This is a genomic window from Rhodanobacter koreensis (genome assembly GCF_054782855.1).
Window position 1 is genome coordinate 456,182 of record NZ_BAAGRR010000002.1, and the last position, 17,527, is coordinate 473,708.

18 protein-coding genes are annotated in these 17,527 nt (G+C 64.3%); 17 read left to right on the forward strand and 1 reads right to left on the reverse strand.

Going from position 1 to position 17,527, the window contains the following annotated elements; all coding sequences use genetic code 11:
• The first annotated feature begins 170 nt into the window (after window positions 1-170).
• The 9 genes from rpoE (at window position 171) to recO (ending at window position 9,186) form a co-directional block, all read left to right on the forward strand.
• Complete coding sequence (gene rpoE / locus ACYVKM_RS07930; RefSeq protein WP_460877802.1) at window positions 171-764, forward strand: RNA polymerase sigma factor RpoE; 594 nt, start codon at window positions 171-173, stop codon at window positions 762-764.
• Window positions 761-1,459, forward strand: coding sequence for a sigma-E factor negative regulatory protein (locus ACYVKM_RS07935; protein ID WP_460877057.1), 699 nt, complete (start codon window positions 761-763; stop codon window positions 1,457-1,459). The genes rpoE and ACYVKM_RS07935 overlap by 4 nt, the downstream gene beginning before the upstream one ends.
• A 181-nt stretch (window positions 1,460-1,640) precedes the next feature.
• Window positions 1,641-3,113: a DegQ family serine endoprotease gene (locus tag ACYVKM_RS07940; protein ID WP_460877058.1), complete on the forward strand. Its 1,473-nt coding sequence runs from the start codon at window positions 1,641-1,643 to the stop codon at window positions 3,111-3,113.
• A gap of 185 nt (window positions 3,114-3,298) precedes the next feature.
• Window positions 3,299-5,089: a translation elongation factor 4 gene (gene lepA / locus ACYVKM_RS07945; RefSeq protein ID WP_460877059.1), complete on the forward strand. Its 1,791-nt coding sequence runs from the start codon at window positions 3,299-3,301 to the stop codon at window positions 5,087-5,089.
• 45 nt (window positions 5,090-5,134) lie between these two features.
• Complete coding sequence (gene lepB, locus ACYVKM_RS07950) at window positions 5,135-6,046, forward strand: signal peptidase I (RefSeq protein WP_460877060.1); 912 nt, start codon at window positions 5,135-5,137, stop codon at window positions 6,044-6,046.
• A gap of 169 nt (window positions 6,047-6,215) precedes the next feature.
• A complete protein-coding gene (locus ACYVKM_RS07955; protein WP_460877061.1) occupies window positions 6,216-6,599 on the forward strand; it encodes a DUF4845 domain-containing protein in 384 nt (127 codons plus the stop codon).
• A 3-nt stretch (window positions 6,600-6,602) separates the two neighbouring features.
• Complete coding sequence (gene rnc, locus ACYVKM_RS07960; protein ID WP_460877062.1) at window positions 6,603-7,262, forward strand: ribonuclease III; 660 nt, start codon at window positions 6,603-6,605, stop codon at window positions 7,260-7,262.
• Window positions 7,263-7,404: 142 nt separating this feature from the next.
• Entirely contained in the window at window positions 7,405-8,346 is a 942-nt protein-coding gene (era, locus tag ACYVKM_RS07965) for a GTPase Era (protein WP_460877063.1), read from the forward strand.
• A 129-nt stretch (window positions 8,347-8,475) separates the two neighbouring features.
• The gene (recO, locus tag ACYVKM_RS07970) at window positions 8,476-9,186 is read left to right on the forward strand and encodes a DNA repair protein RecO (protein WP_460877064.1); all 711 of its coding nucleotides are present in this window, start codon (window positions 8,476-8,478) and stop codon (window positions 9,184-9,186) included.
• A gap of 23 nt (window positions 9,187-9,209) precedes the next feature.
• Here the strand turns inward: recO and ACYVKM_RS07975 are convergent, their stop codons facing one another.
• A complete protein-coding gene (locus ACYVKM_RS07975; RefSeq protein ID WP_460877065.1) occupies window positions 9,210-9,947 on the reverse strand; it encodes a response regulator in 738 nt (245 codons plus the stop codon).
• A 45-nt stretch (window positions 9,948-9,992) separates the two neighbouring features.
• On the opposite strand from ACYVKM_RS07975, the gene ACYVKM_RS07980 reads away from it, so the two are divergent.
• From ACYVKM_RS07980 to ACYVKM_RS08015, 8 genes are all read left to right on the forward strand, one after another.
• Entirely contained in the window at window positions 9,993-12,014 is a 2,022-nt protein-coding gene (locus ACYVKM_RS07980) for a translocation/assembly module TamB domain-containing protein (protein WP_460877066.1), read from the forward strand.
• Window positions 12,015-12,062: 48 nt separating this feature from the next.
• The gene (locus ACYVKM_RS07985; protein WP_460877067.1) at window positions 12,063-12,671 is read left to right on the forward strand and encodes a YdbL family probable chaperone protein; all 609 of its coding nucleotides are present in this window, start codon (window positions 12,063-12,065) and stop codon (window positions 12,669-12,671) included.
• 83 nt (window positions 12,672-12,754) lie between these two features.
• Window positions 12,755-14,095 (forward strand): 23S rRNA (uracil(1939)-C(5))-methyltransferase RlmD, encoded by a 1,341-nt coding sequence (rlmD, locus tag ACYVKM_RS07990; protein WP_460877068.1) that lies wholly within the window; start codon window positions 12,755-12,757, stop codon window positions 14,093-14,095.
• Window positions 14,092-14,592, forward strand: a complete 501-nt coding sequence (locus ACYVKM_RS07995) for a GNAT family N-acetyltransferase (protein WP_460877069.1) — start codon at window positions 14,092-14,094, stop codon at window positions 14,590-14,592. Before rlmD ends, ACYVKM_RS07995 begins: the two co-directional genes overlap by 4 nt.
• A gap of 54 nt (window positions 14,593-14,646) precedes the next feature.
• Window positions 14,647-15,168 carry a CYTH domain-containing protein gene (locus tag ACYVKM_RS08000; RefSeq protein WP_460877070.1) on the forward strand — a complete coding sequence of 174 codons (522 nt, stop codon included), beginning with the start codon at window positions 14,647-14,649 and terminating at the stop codon, window positions 15,166-15,168.
• Entirely contained in the window at window positions 15,162-16,184 is a 1,023-nt protein-coding gene (nagZ, locus tag ACYVKM_RS08005) for a beta-N-acetylhexosaminidase (protein ID WP_460877071.1), read from the forward strand. The genes ACYVKM_RS08000 and nagZ overlap by 7 nt, the downstream gene beginning before the upstream one ends.
• Entirely contained in the window at window positions 16,181-16,741 is a 561-nt protein-coding gene (locus ACYVKM_RS08010; protein ID WP_460877072.1) for a hypoxanthine-guanine phosphoribosyltransferase, read from the forward strand. Before nagZ ends, ACYVKM_RS08010 begins: the two co-directional genes overlap by 4 nt.
• Window positions 16,738-17,484 carry an S-methyl-5'-thioinosine phosphorylase gene (locus tag ACYVKM_RS08015; RefSeq protein ID WP_460877073.1) on the forward strand — a complete coding sequence of 249 codons (747 nt, stop codon included), beginning with the start codon at window positions 16,738-16,740 and terminating at the stop codon, window positions 17,482-17,484. The genes ACYVKM_RS08010 and ACYVKM_RS08015 overlap by 4 nt, the downstream gene beginning before the upstream one ends.
• The last annotated feature ends 43 nt before the right edge of the window (window positions 17,485-17,527 follow it).

The window sequence follows — 17,527 nt, forward strand, 5'->3', positions numbered from 1 at the left end:
ATGAGGATGCGCCCGGCTCCGGCATGACAACCCGTGAACGGGCTGCGCGTTATGGTTGAATCGGTCACGCGCTTGCTGAACTTGCGCGATCGATGACGGTCTGAACGGCGCATTCAGTTCCCAACAAGTTTTCGCAGCGGATAACGGCATTGATGACGGATACGGCCCGGATGGGCGAAAACGAACTGGATCGCGCGCTGGTCGAACGTGTCCAGAACGGGGACAAACGGGCCTTCGACCTGCTGGTGCGCAAATACCAGCACAAGGTGATCGGGCTGGTGTCACGCTATGTAAGGAGCCATGCCGAGTGCGAGGACATCGCGCAGGAATCATTCATCCGTGCATGGCGGGCGATCGGCTCGTTTCGCGGCGACAGCGCGTTCTACACCTGGCTGTACAAGATCGCGGTGAACACCGCCAAGAACCATCTGGTGGCCATGGGGCGGCGCCCGCCGACCGACGACATCGACGCCGAGGATGCCGTATTCATGGCCGGTGCCGAGCGCATGCACGACAGCGCCACGCCCGAGCGCGAGATGATGCGCCAGGAAATTGAACAATCCGTGTTTTCCACTGTCCAAGCCCTGCCCGAGGAGCTGCGGACTGCCATTACGCTGCGCGAAGTGGATGGCCTCAGCTACGATGAAATCGCCGAAGCGATGGGCTGCCCGATCGGCACGGTGCGTTCGCGCATCTTCCGGGCGCGCGAGGCGATCGACGAGAAGCTGCGGCCCCTGTTGTCGGACCGCGAGGATCAGACATGAAGCAGGCAGGTATGAACCAGGCAGATACGAACAAGAATGTCCGGGAAGACCTTTCAGCCGGCATCGACGGCGAGTTGTCGAAGGAGCAGCTGCGTTTCCTGCTGCGCCGGATCGACCACGATGCGTCGTTGCAGCAGGTATGGGCGCGGTACAACCTTGCCCGTGACGGTTTGCGCAGGCAATTGCCACCGCTGGCCGCTCCCGGTTTCGCTGCCCGGGTGATGCAGGCCATCGAGCAGGAATCGATGCCGGTTGTCGCCAACCGACGTCATCACCACTGGTTGCGCTGGTCCGCTGGCGGTGCGATTGCCGCGAGCGTGGCCGCTGCCGCCTTGATGATCACCCAGCCAACCGGTGATCCCGAGCGCAATGCCATTGCGGCATTGCCTGCCCAGCAACAGAGCCATGCCGTCGCACAGGCTGTGCCGGTCAGCCGGCCAGCCACTCCGGCGGCGGTGCCGCCATGGCTGAGCGGCAATTCCGCCGGCTTGCTCAGCCAGCAGGCGTCGGCCACGCTGGGTGCTCCGTTCGATGTGAATCAGCCGATTTATACCCGTCGCCTGTCGGCATATCCGTCGCTGCCCCGGTTCCGTACGCTCGACAACAAGGATGGCAGTTATCTGCTGCTGCTGGATCCGGCGCAGCAGGCCACGCCGACAAATATCTCGCGTCAGGCCGCCGCCGTCGCGCAGTAAGGAGGAGTCCGCGCGTGTCTGCCCGCGCGGGTTGCTCCAGTCCATCGCCTGCTTCGTCCAGCCAGTCAGCGGCCGGGCGTGGCGGTGTGCGCGTAATGCGAAACCACGCAGCACGAATTCATTGAGCCCGGGAGTCATGCAACCCTGAAGTCTTCCGGGTCGAGTCAACCAAGGAGGAGTCATGAATCGTTCCATCTTGCGCACCTTCGCGTGCTCTGCATTGATCAGCATTGCCATCATTGGTGGCGTGCAGGCACAGCCGGCACCCAGCACGGCGGTGCTGCCGGATTTCACCGGTATCGTGGAAAAAAATGCGGCTGCCGTGGTGCACGTCGAGGCCCGGTATACCGGCGAATCCCCCCAGACGAATCAGGCTGCAGGCGGACAGGCGGCGCCGGGACAGGGCATTCCCGATGATCCGCAGGCCGAATTCTTCCGACGCTTCTTCGGCATGCCGATGATGCCGTCCCCGCAGGAACAGAAGCACACCTCACTCGGTTCGGGCTTCATCATTTCCAGTGACGGTTACATCCTTACCAACAATCACGTCGTCGATCATGCGGACAAGGTCATCGTTCGCCTGCAGGACCGGCGCACGCTGACTGCGAAGGTGGTCGGCACCGATCCCACCTACGATATCGCCCTGCTCAAGGTCGATGCCAACGGCAAGTTGCCCACGGTGAGCATCGGTGATTCACGCAGCCTCAAACCAGGCCAGTGGGTGCTGGCGATCGGCTCACCCTTCGGCTTCGACTATACGGTGACGCAAGGCATCGTGAGCGCCGTCGGGCGCAATCTGGGCGAGCGCGATCAGGCGTACACCTCGTTCATCCAGACCGACGTGCCGATCAATCGCGGCAATTCCGGTGGTCCGCTGTTCAATCTGCAAGGTCAGGTGGTCGGCATCAACTCGCAGATCTATTCCAATACCGGCGATTACCTGGGCGTGTCGTTCTCGATCCCGATCGACATGGCGATGAATGCGGTGCAGCAGATCAAGACCAAGGGCTATGTGTCGCGCGGCATGCTTGGCGTGACCGTGCAACCGGTCACCGACGACATGGTCAAGGCCTTCAAGCTCGACAATGGCGCCGGGGCAGCAGTGGTCGATGTGACTCCCGGCAGCGGCGCGGCCAAAGCCGGCATCCAGGTCGGCGACATCATCCTCAGCTACAACGGCCAGGTGCTGCAGCAGTCCGCAGATCTTCCGCCACTGGTTGGCATGACCAAATCGGGCAGCAAGGTACCTATCGAGATTCTGCGCAATGGCAGGAAGCAGACTCTGGAGGTCACCATTACTGAAACTTCGCGCGATCAGACTGCGGCAAACAAGCCCGGAGCGGCACCCTCGACGCATGGTGGCGCCGCTGCGCTGGGTCTGACCGTACAGCCGCTGGACAACGACACCCGCAAGCAGCTTGGCCTGAATTCGGGGCAAGGCGTGGTGATCAGCGACATCAGTGGTCCGGTCGCGGCACAGGCCGGCTTGCAGGCCGGTGACGTGATCCTGATGGTCAACCAGCAGAAGATCGGCAGTGTGGCCGAGTTCCAGGCCGCCACCAGGAATGTGAAAGGCGGCGACACGGTGCTGCTGCTGGTGCGTCGTGGCGAGCAGAGCCAGTTCATCGGCCTGACCGTACCGGGCGGCAAGTAGTTCGGCTGCCGGCTGCCGCGGCAGGCATCGGCACGGGTGTCCAGCAGGACACCCGTGCCGTGCGGAATCCGGTGCCAGCGGCGGGTTCCATGCGATAATGCCGGGTTAGCGTCGCCCGACGGTGACGCGCTGTCATGCATGGTGCGTGGTGGCAAAACCCAAGCCCGACAGGCCACCCGCGTTCCATGGAATTGATCCGCAACTTCTCCATCATTGCCCATATCGACCACGGCAAGTCGACTCTCGCCGACCGCATCATCCAGATCTGCGGCGGCCTGGCCGACCGCGAGATGGAAGCGCAGGTGCTGGACAACAACCCGATCGAGCGCGAGCGCGGCATCACGATCAAGGCACAGTCGGTGTCGTTGCCGTACACGGCGCGTGATGGCAAGACCTATCAGCTGAACTTCATCGACACGCCGGGACACGTCGACTTCTCCTACGAGGTCAGCCGTTCGCTGGCGGCCTGCGAGGGCGCGCTACTGGTGGTGGATGCCGCGCAGGGCGTCGAGGCGCAATCGGTGGCGAATTGCTACACCGCGGTGGAGATGGGTCTGGAAGTGGTGCCGGTGCTGAACAAGATCGATCTGCCGACCGCCGATATCGAGAAAGTGAAACTCGAAATCGAGGCGGTGATCGGCGTCGACGCCACCGATGCGGTGGCGATCAGCGCCAAGACCGGTCTCAATGTGGTCGAGGTGCTGGAGGCGATCATCGCCCGCATCCCGCCGCCGAAGCCGCGCGATACGGACCGGCTGCAGGCACTGATCATCGACTCCTGGTTTGACAATTATCTCGGTGTGGTGTCGCTGGTACGCGTCATGCAGGGCGAGATCAGGCCCGGCGACAAGCTGCTGGTGATGTCGACCGGCCGCACGCATGAAGTGGGCGATGTCGGCGTTTTTACACCCAAGCGCAAGAAGCTGGACAAGCTCGGCGCCGGCGAGGTGGGCTGGATCAACGCCTCGATCAAGGACGTGCACGGCGCCCCGGTGGGCGACACCCTGACCCACGCCGGCAAGCCGGCCGAGAAGCCACTGCCAGGCTTCCAGCACATGCAGCCGCGCGTGTTCGCCGGCCTGTTCCCGGTGTCCTCGGATGATTACCCCGCCATGCGCGAGGCGCTGGACAAGCTGCGCCTGAACGATGCCGCGCTGTTCTTCGAGCCGGAGTCGTCCGAAGCGATGGGGTTCGGCTTCCGCTGCGGTTTCCTCGGCATGCTGCACATGGAGATCGTGCAGGAGCGCCTTGAGCGCGAATACGATCTGAACCTGATCACCACCGCGCCGACCGTGGTGTACGAGATCCTGAAAAACGACGGCACGACCATGCTGCTGGACAACCCGGCCAAGCTGCCGGCGTCGCCGCAGGTACAGGAAATCCGCGAGCCGATCATCATCGCCAACATCCTCACTCCGCCGGACTACATCGGCAACGTGATCACCCTGTGCGAGGAAAAACGCGGCGTGCAACGCTCGATCCAGTACCTGGCGAGCCAGGTCCAGATCAGCTACGAGATGCCGCTGGCCGAGGTGGTGATGGATTTCTTCGACCGGCTCAAGTCCGTTTCGCGTGGCTACGCCTCGATGGACTATCACTTCGATCGCTTCGAGGCGGGTCCGTTCGTGCGTACCGACGTGCTGATCAATGGCGATCGCGTCGATGCATTGAGCCTGATCGTGCACCGTAGTCATGCCGACCGTCGCGGCCGTGATCTGGTCGAGAGGATGAAGGACCTGATTCCGCGCCAGCAGTTCGACGTGGCGATCCAGGCGGCGATCGGCGCGCAGATCATCGCGCGCTCCACCGTGAAAGCCCTGCGCAAGAATGTTCTGGCCAAGTGCTACGGCGGCGACGTCAGTCGCAAGAAGAAATTGCTGGAGAAGCAGAAGGAAGGCAAGAAGCGGATGAAGCAGGTCGGTCGGGTGGAAATTCCGCAGGAAGCCTTCCTGGCCGTGCTGAAGGTCGACAAATAACACACGCGATCAGTGATGATCCGTCAGGCAATCTGGAGTTAAGGTATGGAATTCGATTTTTCGGCGATTCTGCTTGGCCTCACCGTGCTGTTCGGCGTGGTGTGGGGCCTGGATCGCCTGTTTCTGTTCCGCAAGCGCAAGGCGCGACTGGATGCAGGGGGCAGGGAGTACAGCGACCCGATGCCGGTGGACTGGGCACGCTCGCTTTTCCCGGTGGTACTGGTGGTGCTCTTGTTGCGTTCGTTCGTGGCCGAGCCGTTCCGGATTCCGTCCGGCTCGATGATGCCGACGCTGGACGTGGGCGACTTCATCCTGGTCAACAAGTTCGCCTACGGCCTGCGCATGCCGGCATTCAACAACAAGTTCATGAGTCTGGGCGAGCCGAAACGTGGCGATGTGGTGGTGTTCCGCTTTCCAGGCTATCTGTGCGAGGACAACGGTGCCCTTGTGCGCAGCGGCGACATGAGTTGCGCCGATCCGCATGCGCCAGTGCCGCAGCAGAACTGGATCAAGCGGGTGATCGGCCTGCCTGGCGACACGGTCGAGGTGCACGGTGCCGACCTGGTGGTCAACGGCCGGCCAGTGACCGCGGACGAGATTGGCCCGTACCTGGGCAATCCGCAGCGCAGCGTGGACCAGATCATGCTGAACATGGGAGCCACGGTCTGGAACGAGCATTTGCCGCGTCCGGATGGCAGCATGGTCAACCACACCATCGCGCGGATGCCGGCCTACAACACGCCGAATTCGATCCCCGGCGACCGGGTACCGTCGAAGGTGCCGCCGGGCTGCTATCTGGTGATGGGCGACAACCGCAACGACAGCCTCGATAGCCGCTGGTGGGGCTGCATGCCGGAGCAGAATCTGGCCGGCAAGGCGTTCCTGATCTGGATGAGCTGGAAGGGCTGGGGTACCGGCGGCGTGGATTTCTCGCGGATCGGCACGGTGATTCACTGAGCCCACCCGTAGCGACAAAGCGTGACGGGGTCGAAAACCCCGTACACGGGTCGGACAACAGTGCGAGAATCCGCTGGCATAATCGGCACGCCGGATCGATCCAGCGGGAACTCGGCAGAGCAGATCCATACAGATGGGCACGCCGCACAGTCGGCATAGCGAGGGGACTATGAAATCGAGGCAGTCGGGCATCACCCTGATCGGGTTTCTGATCGTCATGGCCGTCGTGGGCTTTTTCGCCTTCATGGCGATGAAATTGTTGCCGTCATATTCCGAGTACATGGGCGTGGTCAAGTCCATGAACCAGATCGCCACCGAAGGCACCACGGGCAAGACGCTGGACGACATCCGCCGTGAGCTGATGTTCAAGATGGGCTTTCAGTACGTCGACGACGCCACCGTCAAGCCGGCGGACATCACCATCCTGCACAGCAATGGCGATGCCAACCAGCTGCACGTGGAGTACGACAAGCAGATCCCGTTCATGTACAACATCTCCTTCCTGCTGCACTTCGAGAAGAGCGTGGCGCTGCAGGGCAATGTGGGTCAGTAATCCTTGAATCTGCCTTACCGTTTTCGCGACCCGGCGCTGGCGCAGCTGGCACTTACCCACCGCAGCATCGGCAAGCCGAACAACGAGCGGCTGGAGTTTCTCGGTGACGCGCTGCTCGGTGCGGTCATCGCCGAGATGCTGTACGAGGAGCACCCCAAGGCCAGTGAGGGCGAGCTGTCACGGCTGCGTGCCCAACTGGTCAATGGTCAGGCGCTGGCGGTGCTGGCACGTGAACTGGATCTGGGCGATGGCCTGAAGCTTGGCCCTGGTGAGTTGAAGAGTGGCGGTTTCCGGCGCGACTCGATCCTTGCCGACGCGTTCGAGGCGCTGGTGGCGGCGGTATACCTCGATGGTGGTTTCGACGCCTGCCGCGATGTGCTTCGGGGATTGTTCGGCCAGCAGATCACCGCACTGCGACGATCCTCCAAGGACGCCAAGACCCGCCTGCAGGAATGGTTGCAGGCCGGTGGCTGGCCGTTGCCGGATTATCAGTTGATCGCCAGCCATGGCGAAGATCATGCCAAGACGTTCGATGTCAGCTGCATGATCGTCGAACCGCTGCCAGTCAGCGCAGAAGCCCGTGGCGTCAGCCGGCGCGCCGCCGAACAGGATGCCGCCGAGATCGTGCTGAACCAGTTGCTGGAGCAGCACCGCAAACCCTGATTGCTTCGCTTTGCCGGTGCGCAACTGCGACATGGTCGGGGCGATCTGCCGCGCCGCACATGCACACGAACCAGTCGCCGGTGCCATGCTGCTTCCGGCGAAGCACTACACTTGCCCTCCGACTTGCCGAGTACGCCCTGTCATGAACCACGAAACGGATTCCGCCGAAGATACTGCCGGCAGCCTGCCGCACGAGGATTTCCGCTGCGGCCTGGTCGCGCTGGCCGGGCGTCCCAACGTGGGCAAGTCGACCCTGCTGAATGCGTTGATCGGCTTTCGCCTGTCGATCGTCAGCCCGCGTCCGCAGACCACCCGTCACCGCATCCTCGGCATCGCCAACAGCGAGGCCGGGCAGATCATGTACGTGGACACGCCGGGGCTGCATCGCGGTGCCAAGCGGGCGATGAACCGCAGCCTGAACCGCGCTGCACGCTCGGCGATCAGCGATGTCGACCTGGCGGTGCAGGTGATCGAGGCCGGCCGCTTCACCGACGAGGACGAGGCGCTGTACGCCGCGCTGGTCGAACAGTCGTCGCCGCGGTTTCTGGTCATCAACAAGGTCGACCTGAGCAAGGACAAGACGGTGATGCTGCCGTTCGTCGCCGAGCTGGTCGCGAAGCACAGCTACGATGAGATCCATTACGTCAGCGCACTCAAGCAGCAGGGCCTGAAGGAACTGGAGCAGGCGATCCTGAAGCGACTGCCGGTGCAGCCGCCGGTCTACGCTGACGACGAGATCACCGACCGCAGCGAGCGTTTTCTTGCCGCCGAGATGGTGCGCGAGCAGCTGATGCTGCGACTCGACCAGGAACTGCCGTATGCCACCACGGTGGAAATCGAGCAGTTCAGCGACCGGCCCGATGGCATTGCCGAAATCCACGCGATCATCTGGGTCGAACGCGACGGCCAGAAGGCGATCGTGATCGGCAACGGCGGTGCCCAGCTCAAGGCGATCGGCATGAGTGCCCGGCGCCACATGGAGCGCATGTTCGAACGCAAGGTGTTCCTGAAACTGTGGGTCAAGGTGCGCGAGGGCTGGGTCGACGACGAGAACATGCTGAAGAAGTTCGGCTATACCGATTAGGAGCGGGAAGTGAGAGCTGAGGAGTGAGATGCAAGAGACGAAGCAGGAAGAGCGGTTGCGGTACAGGAAGCATCACCGTCGCAGCTTTTCTCCCGCTCCTCGCTTCTCATTCCTCACTCCTGATTTTTCATGCGCCTCGAACAGCAACCAAGCTACGTCCTGCACGCGCGACCCTACCGCGAGACGTCGCTGTTGCTGGAGTGCCTGACCAGGGAACATGGCCGGTTGGGCGTAGTGGCACGCGGCGTGCGCGGTGAGCGGGCACGCCTGCGGCGCGCGCAGCTCGAACCGTTTCAGCCACTGGCGCTGGACCTGCTGCTGCGTGGCGAAATGGCCACGCTGACCGCAGTCGAAACAGTCGGAACCTCGTTGCGTCTGCCCGGTGACGCCGGTCTGGCCGGACTCTATCTCAACGAACTGGTGGTGCGCCTGACCGAACGGCAGGATCCGTTCCCGCTGCTGTTCGACGCCTATGCACAGACACTCGCACGACTGGCTTGCGACGAACCGCTGGCGTGGAGCCTGCGTCGCTTCGAGCGCGATCTGCTGGAAGCGATCGGCTACGGCCTGCAGTTGCAATACGAGTCGGACACCGGCGAGCCGCTGGCACCGGATGCGTATTATCGCTATCAGGTCGAGCAGGGTGCCGTGCGCTGTGCCGCCAGCCACGCGCAGGTCTTGCGCGGCAGCGATCTGCTGGCGCTGGCGCAGGACCGGTCGCCCGACGGCCCGGGTCTGAAAAGACTGCGCGATCTGATGCGCGAAGTGATCCGTTTCCACCTGGGTGGTGGCGAACTGCGTGCCTGGCGGGTACTGGCCATGGCGGTCTCGCGCCGCTGAACTAGGGCCGCCGAAACCGGCGGTCAGTGATCCAGCGCGTGCAGGGTCGCCAGCAGCGTCCTGCGGAAACGGATCAGGGCAACCGGGGGCACCTCGTGTTGCGATAGCTGCTGCTGCAACAAGGCGGTCCGGGCCGACAGCGCGGCAGCACCGCAGAATCCGCAGGACGAACGTAGCCGGTGCAGACGTTCGCCGAAGGCCACCGGATCCTGGCTCAGCGGCTCCAGTTCCCGCTCGAGCAGGATCAGTTCTTCGCGCAACAGCGACCGCAGCGCATGCATGATGGTGGCGTCGCCCGTGCTGTTCAGGGCAGCCTGGTCATCGAGTACGCCCGCATCGGAAGGCTCGGCCCGGACCAGCGCCAGCAACCGCTGCAGATCGGCCAGTCCGCAGGGTTTGAGCAGGATCTCGCTGAAGCCGGCGGCGAGCAGCGACTGGCGGTCACGCGGTGCCAGTTCGGCCGTGGTGGCCACGGCGGTGCATTCTGCCGAACCGGCCTGCGGATCTGCGCGCAACCCGGTAAGGACCTCCAGCGCACCGGCTCCCGGCATGCGGCAATCCAGCAGCAGCAGGTCGAAAGCCTCGGAACGGGCGAACGCCAGTGCTGTTGCACCATCGCGGCAGGCCTGTGTCTGCGCGCCCAGCGAGCGCAATCCATCGCACAGGAAACGGCAACTAGCCGGGTCGTCATCCGCCACCAACACCCTCGGGTGGATGCTGCCGGTAGCTTCGATGGAAGGCATATCTGAATGGCTGGGCATGACGAAATCCGTGTCGTTCAGCGTTATTTGGCAGAATGGCCTGACATGCGTTCCACATCAAGCCATCTTTTGCTGTGCTGCTGCCTGCTGCTGGGAATCGGCTGGGCCGCGCCTGCACGGGCGGATGTGCTGCTGACGGCCAAGGCGATCAGCGTGCCAGGCGCCCATCTGCAGCAGGTGACCGCCCGGATCGGCGAAGACGCCGTGGGCGGCATGCACCTGCAGTTGAGTGCGGCGATGGCGGACGTGCCGGCCATGGGTTGGCAACGACTGGGTCTGATGCTCGACGGCAGCCTGCAGCGTGACGAACGCATGCGCTGGATCTTCGACGGCAAGGTCCGTCTTGCTGGTGCGCCGGGCGGTGCACTCAGCGATGCGCACGTGAACATCCAGCTGAGCGAGTCGGCGAACACCTTGCTGGTCGACATCCTGCAGGGCTCGACCCAGGCCAATACCGCATTGCCACTTGATCAGCTCAGCCATGCCCAGATCAGTCTGAAGAATCTTCCATCCGGCTGGCTGCAGGGCCTGCTCGGCACGGTATGGAAGGGTCGTCCCACCGGCGGCAAGCTCGATGCGGAGCTGGCACTGGACATGCGCGATGTGGGCCTGCAGTCGTCAGGGCAGTTCACGCTCAATGGCATCGGCTTCGATACGCCGACCGGTACGCTGGCAGGGCAGGGCGTGAGCGGCAATGGCCGGTTCAGTCTCGACACGAGCAATGGTCCGGCATCGATCGACCTGGATGCCAGCCTGCACGGGGGCGAGTTGCTGCTTGGCCCGCTCTACGCGAAATTGCCGGAACACGCGGTCCAGCTCGGCTTGCACGCCAATGCACAGGGAGGCGCATTTGAAGTGCCCCGGTTGCGGGTGAGCGATGCCGACGCATTGCAGCTCGACGGTGCGCTGGCCTTCGATGCGAAGGGTGGGCTGAAGACGCTCAGACTCGATCATCTGCATGCCAGCTTCCCGGCCGCCTACCAGCGCTACGGCCAGGCGTGGCTGAACACGCTGGGCCTGCGCAACATGAACATCATCGGCCAGTTGAGCGCTAGCGTGGATCTGCATGCCGATGGCCTGCACAGCTTTGCGTTCGATACGGATGGCCTGAACCTGGCTGATGCGAATGGCAGCCTGGCCATCGATGACCTGCGCGGCGGACTGGACTGGGCAGCGCAGGGCGAGAGGCCGGCGACCACGCTGGGCTGGCGTGGGCTGCAGTTCTACCGGATAGCCAACGGCGCGGCGCAATCGCAATGGCAAAGCCGCGGCGGCGCGCTCAGCCTGCGCCAGCCGCTGGAGGTGCCGGTGCTGAAAGGCCGCCTGCGGGTGGGTGAACTGGATTGGCGCCCGGCGGCAGCGAAAGGACAGCGGCTGGAAACCTCGCTGGTGCTGACCGGCGTCGACATGGCCGCTTTCAGCCGTGCGATGGGATGGCCGGCCTTCCCCGGCACGCTCGGCGGTGCGATTCCGTCGCTGCGCTGGGTCGATGATCGCTTTGAGCTGCAGGGTGGCCTGTCCGCAACCCTGTTCGGCGGCTTCGTCGACATCACCCAGCTTTCGCTGCAGCAACCGTTCGGGGCGAGCCCGGTGCTGAGTGGCGACATCGCCTTGAGCCAGCTGGACCTGGGTGCGATCACCAGCGTGTTCGATTTCGGCAGCATCACCGGCCGGATGCATGGGACGATCGACGACCTGCGTCTGGTCAACTGGAATCCGGTGGCGTTCAAGGCAAGCCTGCTCGCGGACGGCGGCGGGCGGATCAGCCAGCGTGCAGTGAACAATCTCACCACCGTCGGCGGCGGCGGTATGGCCGCCGGTCTGCAGGGTGCCATGCTGAAATTGTTCAAGACCTTCGGCTACAGCCGCATCGGCCTCAACTGCAGCCTGCAGGGCACGGTTTGCCAGATGGGCGGGTTGGGAGCTGCTGGTGACGGCTACACTATCGTCGAGGGGAGTGGCCTGCCGCATCTGCAGGTGATCGGCCATCAGACGCAGGTCGACTGGCCGACTCTGGTGCGGCGACTCCGCGAAGCCATCAACGGCACGGCACCGGAAGTTCGCTGACGGGCGTGCTGCCTGTTCTCTCCATCTCTTTCATTCCCGGAGTCCGCCATGCGCAAGCTCGTCTACGTCATCCTGACCTCGCTGGCCGTGGCACTGGTCGGCTGCGTCACCATCAATGTGTATTTCCCGGAAGCGGCGGCGCAGAAGGCGGCCGACCAGTTCATCGGCAATGTGCTGGATGACGCCGGACAGACGGTGACCCCGGCACCGAAGTCGCAGAAGCCGACAGCAGACAGTAACGACCACCCGCCGTCGGCGATGCTGCTCGATCTGCTGATCCCGGCGGCCTACGCTGCCGATACGCCGAACATCCGCATCCAGACCAGCACCACCGAGGCGATCCGCGAGCGCACGCATGCGCGCTTCCAGGGAGCCTTGGGTGCGTTGCTGGACAGTGGCGCAGTCGGCTTCACCAACGACGGCATGGTGGCCATGCGCGACGCTGCGAAGGTGCCGTTGAACCAGCGCGCGCAGGCCAATGCCACGGTCGCGGACGAGAACCGGGACCGCGCCGCGCTGTATCGTGAAATCGCCAATGCCAACAACCATCCGGAGTGGGAAGCGCAGATCCGCGCCACCTTTGCCAAGGGCTGGATCGAGAAGGCGCGTGCCGGCTGGTATTACCAGAACGCTGCCGGTGTCTGGCAGAGGAAATAAGCCGTAACGCTCCGATGGGCGTCACTCGGGCCGATCTGTGATAATCGGCGGCCAGCCCGCGCGGCCTCATCTGTTCATGCCTCATGTCACGATCCAACTCGGTTCCCTCGGCACCTTTTGAAGCGGTCATCACCGACCTCGGCCATGACGGTCGCGGCGTGGCCCGCATCGACGGCAAGACGGTGTTCGTCAGCGGCGCGCTGCTGGGCGAACAGGTGCTGGCCAAGCTGCGCAAGCGCCATCGCCACTTCGACGAGGCGGAAGTCGTCGAACTGATCACCCGTTCGCCGCACCGGGTGGAGCCGCGCTGCCGCCACTTCGGCCAGTGCAGCGGCTGCTCGCTGCAGCATCTGGACGCCGAATCGCAGATCGCCACCAAGCAGCGCGTGCTGGCCGAGAACTTCGAACGCATCGGCAAGGTGACGCCGCAGTCGTGGCTGCCACCACTCACCGGCGAACCCTGGGGCTACCGGCGCAAGGGTCGTCTGTCGGTACGCAACGTGCTGAAGAAGGGCCGCGTGCTAGTGGGCTTTCGCGAAGAGGAAAACCCGCGCTTCGTGGCCGACATCCAGCAGTGCGAAGTGATGCATCCCGCACTGGGTCCGAAGGTCGGCCTGCTCGCCGAGCTGCTCAACGGCATGGACGCGGCCAACGACATTCCGCAGATCGAGTTTGCCGCCGGCGACGACATCATGGCCCTGGTGTTTCGCCACATGCAGCCGCTGAGCGAACGCGACCTTGCCGCGTTGACCGCATTTGGCCAGCAGCACGGGCTGGCGATCTATCTGCAGCCAGGCGGCAACAGCAGCGTGCACCCGCTGTGGCCGGAACAGCCGCGGCTGGCCTTCCGCATTGCCAGCGGCGATGCGCAGGTCGACGATGTCGAGCTGGAGTTCCTGCCGCTCGATTTCGTGCAGGTCAATGCCGACATGAACCAGCGCATGATGGCGCGCACGCTGGAGCTGCTCGATCTGCAGCCGACCGACCGCGTGCTCGACCTGTTCTGTGGCCTGGGCAATTTCACCCTGCCCATCGCGCGCCGGGTCGCCGAGGTCGTGGGCGTGGAGGGCGAGCATGGGCTGGTCGAGCGTGCCGCACAGAATGCCGCACGCAACAGCATCGACAACGCGCGCTTCCATGTGGCGAACCTGTTCGAGGATCAGCGCAGCGCCGACTGGGCGCGCCAGCCGTGGGACAAGCTGTTGCTCGATCCGCCGCGCGCCGGCGCCGACAAGGTGCTGGAATACCTGCCGCACAGGCAGACCCGGTGCATCGTCTACGTGTCCTGCCATCCGGCCTCGCTGGCGCGCGATGCCGGCATCCTGGTGAATCAGCATGGTTTCAAGCTGAAGTCGGCGGGAGTGATGGACATGTTTCCGCATACCTCGCATGTCGAATCCATCGCGCTGTTCGAGCGCGATTGATCGGCGGTAGCATCGCGCATCCGGCCCGCCCATCCGCATCGGGAAACACCATGGCGACAAATGTGACTTTCAGGCCGTACTCCCACACTGACAAGCAAGCCTGTCTCGGCATCTTCGATGCCAACTGCCCGGAATTTTTCGCTCCCAACGAGCGCGCCGACTATGAGAGCTTTCTGGATGCCGATCCCGCCAACTACGAGTTGTGTGTGGCCAATGCACATGTCGTAGGCGCATTTGGGCTGAGCGGGCATGGTTCACACGATCGCAGGTTGAACTGGATTCTGCTCAGTCCATCATCACATGGGGTGGGCATCGGCTCGGCCATCATGGAACGGGTCGCCAGCCTGGCGCAGGATGCCGGGCTGGACCTGATCGCCATCGCCGCCAGCCACAAGTCCGCGCCATTCTTTGCCCGGTTCGGGGCGGTCGCCATGCGTACTACCGAGAATGGCTGGGGTCCCGGAATGCATCGGATCGACATGGAGCTTCGCCCGTGAGTTTGAACAAACCGCGCAAACCCCGGTCGCGTCGTGGCGTGGCCTGATTCGACGATGGGTATCGAGATCGAACGGAAATTCCTGTTGCGCGACGAACGCTGGCGCGCAGACATCGAGCGCAGCGAGCCGATCGCGCAAGGCTACCTGGTCAGTGCACAGGCGCTGCGCGACGGTAGCGCACGCGCGTCGGTACGCGCGCGGCTTGCGGGTGAGCAGGCATGGCTGAACATCAAGGCGGCTACGGTTGGCATCGAGCGGGCCGAGTTCGAGTACGCGATACCGGTATCGGATGCGAGGGTACTGCTGGCCACGCTGTGCGATGGCGTGCTGGAAAAGGTCCGCCATCATGTGCGGGTCGACGGTACGTTGTTCGAGGTCGATGAGTTTCTCGGCGACAACAGCGGGCTGATCGTGGCCGAGGTCGAATTGTCAGCCGTCGATGCACCGTTCCCGCGACCTGCATGGCTGGGGCGCGAGGTGAGTACCTTGACGCGCTACTACAACGTCAACCTGATCGCGCATCCGTACCGGCAATGGTCGCCGGCCGAGCGCGCCGCCGAGGATGCCGCATGTTGATGATCGGCGTGGCCGGACTGCAACTGGCCGAACACGAAAAACACTGGCTGACGGCGCCGGGTGTCGCCGGCGTGCTGCTGTTTTCACGCAATTACCAGTCGCGCGAACAACTGATCGCGCTGTGCGAATCGATCCGCGATGCCGGCGGCGACGAGCTGCTGATCGCGGTCGACCAGGAAGGCGGGCCGGTGCAGCGCTTCCGCGACGGCTTCACCCGCCTGCCGCCGTTGGCGGCAATCGGCGCGGTCCACGACCGCGACCCCGGCGAGGCAGTGCGGCTGGCCGAGGAGCACGCCTGGGTGATGGCCAGCGAGCTGCGCGCCAGCGGCGTCGATTTCAGCTTTGCGCCGGTGGTGGATCTGGCGCGCGGCAACGCGGCGATCGGCCTGCGCGCGTTCCACGCCGATCCGGCGGTGACCGCCGAGCTTGCGCAGGCCTATGTGCGCGGCATGCACCTGGGTGGCATGGCGGCCGTGCTCAAGCATTTCCCGGGACATGGTTCGGTCGCCACCGATACGCACAAGGCGCAGGCAATCGACCCGCGGAGCCTTGACGAGATCCGCCGCGACGACTTGCTGCCGTTCGCCGAATGCATCGAGGCGCGGGTCGAGGCGGTGATGATGGCGCACGTGACCTATCCGGCCGTGGACAGCCGGCCCGCCGGTTACTCGCCAGTGTGGATCGAACAGATCCTGCGCGGCGAGCTGGGCTTCGCCGGCGCGGTGATCAGCGACGACATCAGCATGGCCGCCGCGGGCGCCGCCGGCAGCGTGGGCGCACGCGTGCAGGCACATCTGGCTGCCGGCTGCGACCTGGTGCTGGCCTGCTTCCCCGAGGCGGTGGACGAGGCGATTGCCGCGATGCCCGACGTTCCAGCAACCAGGACGATACCGCCGCCACTGGCGGCCATGCGCGGCGCCCTCGGCGCCAGCTGGACCAGCCTCACCGACAATCCGCAGCGCGACCGCTTCGTTGCACGCATCATGGCGTTGCACGCCGATCAAGGAACCGCATGAACACCCCAATACCTTCGCTTGCCGATGCGCTGGAACAGTCGGATCTTCTGCACGAGCGCGGCGAACTGGAAACCGTGATCGCCGACATGGGCCGCCAGATCGACGCCGCGCTGGACGGCGAGCGTGCGGTCTTCCTCACCGTGATGAACGGCGCGCTGATCTTTGCCGGCCAGCTGGCGCTGGCGATACGCACCGATCTGGAATTCGACTACGTGCACGCGACGCGCTATCGCGGCGCCACCTCGGGCAGCGATCTGCATTGGCTGCGTGAACCACTGGTGCCGTTGGCCGGCCGCGTGGTGCTGCTGGTCGACGACATTCTCGACGAAGGCCACACGCTCAAGGCCGTACGCGACGACTGCTACAAGCGCGGCGCGAAACGCGTGCTGATCGTCAGCCTGTGCACCAAGCGGCATGACCGCCTCGTGGAAGGCATCGCCTCCGATTTCAACGGCGTCGAGCTGCCGGATCGCTACGTGTTCGGCTACGGCATGGATTATCACGAGCAGGGTCGCAACCTGCCGGGTATCTATGCGCTGAAGGAGGGTGCGGCATGAGCACCATCGATCTTGCCGTGATCGGCGGCAGCGGCCTGTACAAGTTTCCGGGGCTGGAAAACACCACACGGCACAGCGTGGATACGCCTTACGGCCCCGCCTCGGGCGATGTGGTGATCGGTGATTTTGCCGGCAAGCGGGTGGCCTTCCTGGCGCGTCATGGCGAAAGTCATACCTTGCCGCCGCATCGGGTCAACTACCGCGCGAATCTGTGGGCATTGCACAGCCTCGGCGCGCGCCGGGTGATCGGCGTCAACGCGGTCGGCGGCATCCGTGGCGACATGGGGCCGCGGGTGATCGTCGTGCCCGACCAGCTGATCGACTACACCCACGGCCGCTACACCAGCTTCTGCGACGTCGAGGGCGCCGAGGTGAAGCACATCGACTTCAGCGAACCGTATACCGAGTCGCTGCGGCGGCAATTGCTGGCAGCGGCGCGTGCAGCGGACATCGCGGTGATCGGCAGCGGCTGCTACGGCGCGACACAGGGACCGCGGCTGGAAACCCGCGCCGAGATCGCGCGGATGAAGCGCGACGGCTGCGACCTGGTCGGCATGACCGGCATGCCCGAGGCGGCACTGGCGCGCGAACTGGCGCTGGAATACGCGTGTCTGGCCCTGGTCGCCAATTTCGCCGCCGGCTGCGGCGACGAGGCGGAGATCAGCATCGACGAGATCTTTGCGCACCTGGCGGCGGCCACGGCCGAGGTACCACGCATTCTCGCGGCGATGCTGGAAAGCTGAGCACGGGGCCCGGCGACGTGTGACCGGCGCATATTGCGTTGAA

What these genes read in the sequence shown, in the direction of transcription:
- ACYVKM_RS07985 (WP_460877067.1), top strand. Translation starts at nt 12,063, where the DNA reads ATGCGCAAGCTCGTCTACGTCATCCTGACCTCGCTGGCCGTGGCACTG.
- lepB (WP_460877060.1), top strand. Translation starts at nt 5,135, where the DNA reads ATGGAATTCGATTTTTCGGCGATTCTGCTTGGCCTCACCGTGCTGTTC.
- rlmD (WP_460877068.1), top strand. Translation starts at nt 12,755, where the DNA reads ATGTCACGATCCAACTCGGTTCCCTCGGCACCTTTTGAAGCGGTCATC.
- lepA (WP_460877059.1), top strand. Translation starts at nt 3,299, where the DNA reads ATGGAATTGATCCGCAACTTCTCCATCATTGCCCATATCGACCACGGC.
- ACYVKM_RS07940 (WP_460877058.1), top strand. Translation starts at nt 1,641, where the DNA reads ATGAATCGTTCCATCTTGCGCACCTTCGCGTGCTCTGCATTGATCAGC.
- nagZ (WP_460877071.1), top strand. Translation starts at nt 15,162, where the DNA reads ATGTTGATGATCGGCGTGGCCGGACTGCAACTGGCCGAACACGAAAAA.
- ACYVKM_RS07955 (WP_460877061.1), top strand. Translation starts at nt 6,216, where the DNA reads ATGAAATCGAGGCAGTCGGGCATCACCCTGATCGGGTTTCTGATCGTC.
- ACYVKM_RS08015 (WP_460877073.1), top strand. Translation starts at nt 16,738, where the DNA reads ATGAGCACCATCGATCTTGCCGTGATCGGCGGCAGCGGCCTGTACAAG.
- ACYVKM_RS07980 (WP_460877066.1), top strand. Translation starts at nt 9,993, where the DNA reads ATGCGTTCCACATCAAGCCATCTTTTGCTGTGCTGCTGCCTGCTGCTG.
- recO (WP_460877064.1), top strand. Translation starts at nt 8,476, where the DNA reads ATGCGCCTCGAACAGCAACCAAGCTACGTCCTGCACGCGCGACCCTAC.
- era (WP_460877063.1), top strand. Translation starts at nt 7,405, where the DNA reads ATGAACCACGAAACGGATTCCGCCGAAGATACTGCCGGCAGCCTGCCG.
- ACYVKM_RS07935 (WP_460877057.1), top strand. Translation starts at nt 761, where the DNA reads ATGAAGCAGGCAGGTATGAACCAGGCAGATACGAACAAGAATGTCCGG.
- ACYVKM_RS08000 (WP_460877070.1), top strand. Translation starts at nt 14,647, where the DNA reads ATGGGTATCGAGATCGAACGGAAATTCCTGTTGCGCGACGAACGCTGG.
- ACYVKM_RS08010 (WP_460877072.1), top strand. Translation starts at nt 16,181, where the DNA reads ATGAACACCCCAATACCTTCGCTTGCCGATGCGCTGGAACAGTCGGAT.
- ACYVKM_RS07975 (WP_460877065.1), bottom strand. Translation starts at nt 9,947, where the DNA reads ATGCCCAGCCATTCAGATATGCCTTCCATCGAAGCTACCGGCAGCATC.
- rpoE (WP_460877802.1), top strand. Translation starts at nt 171, where the DNA reads ATGGGCGAAAACGAACTGGATCGCGCGCTGGTCGAACGTGTCCAGAAC.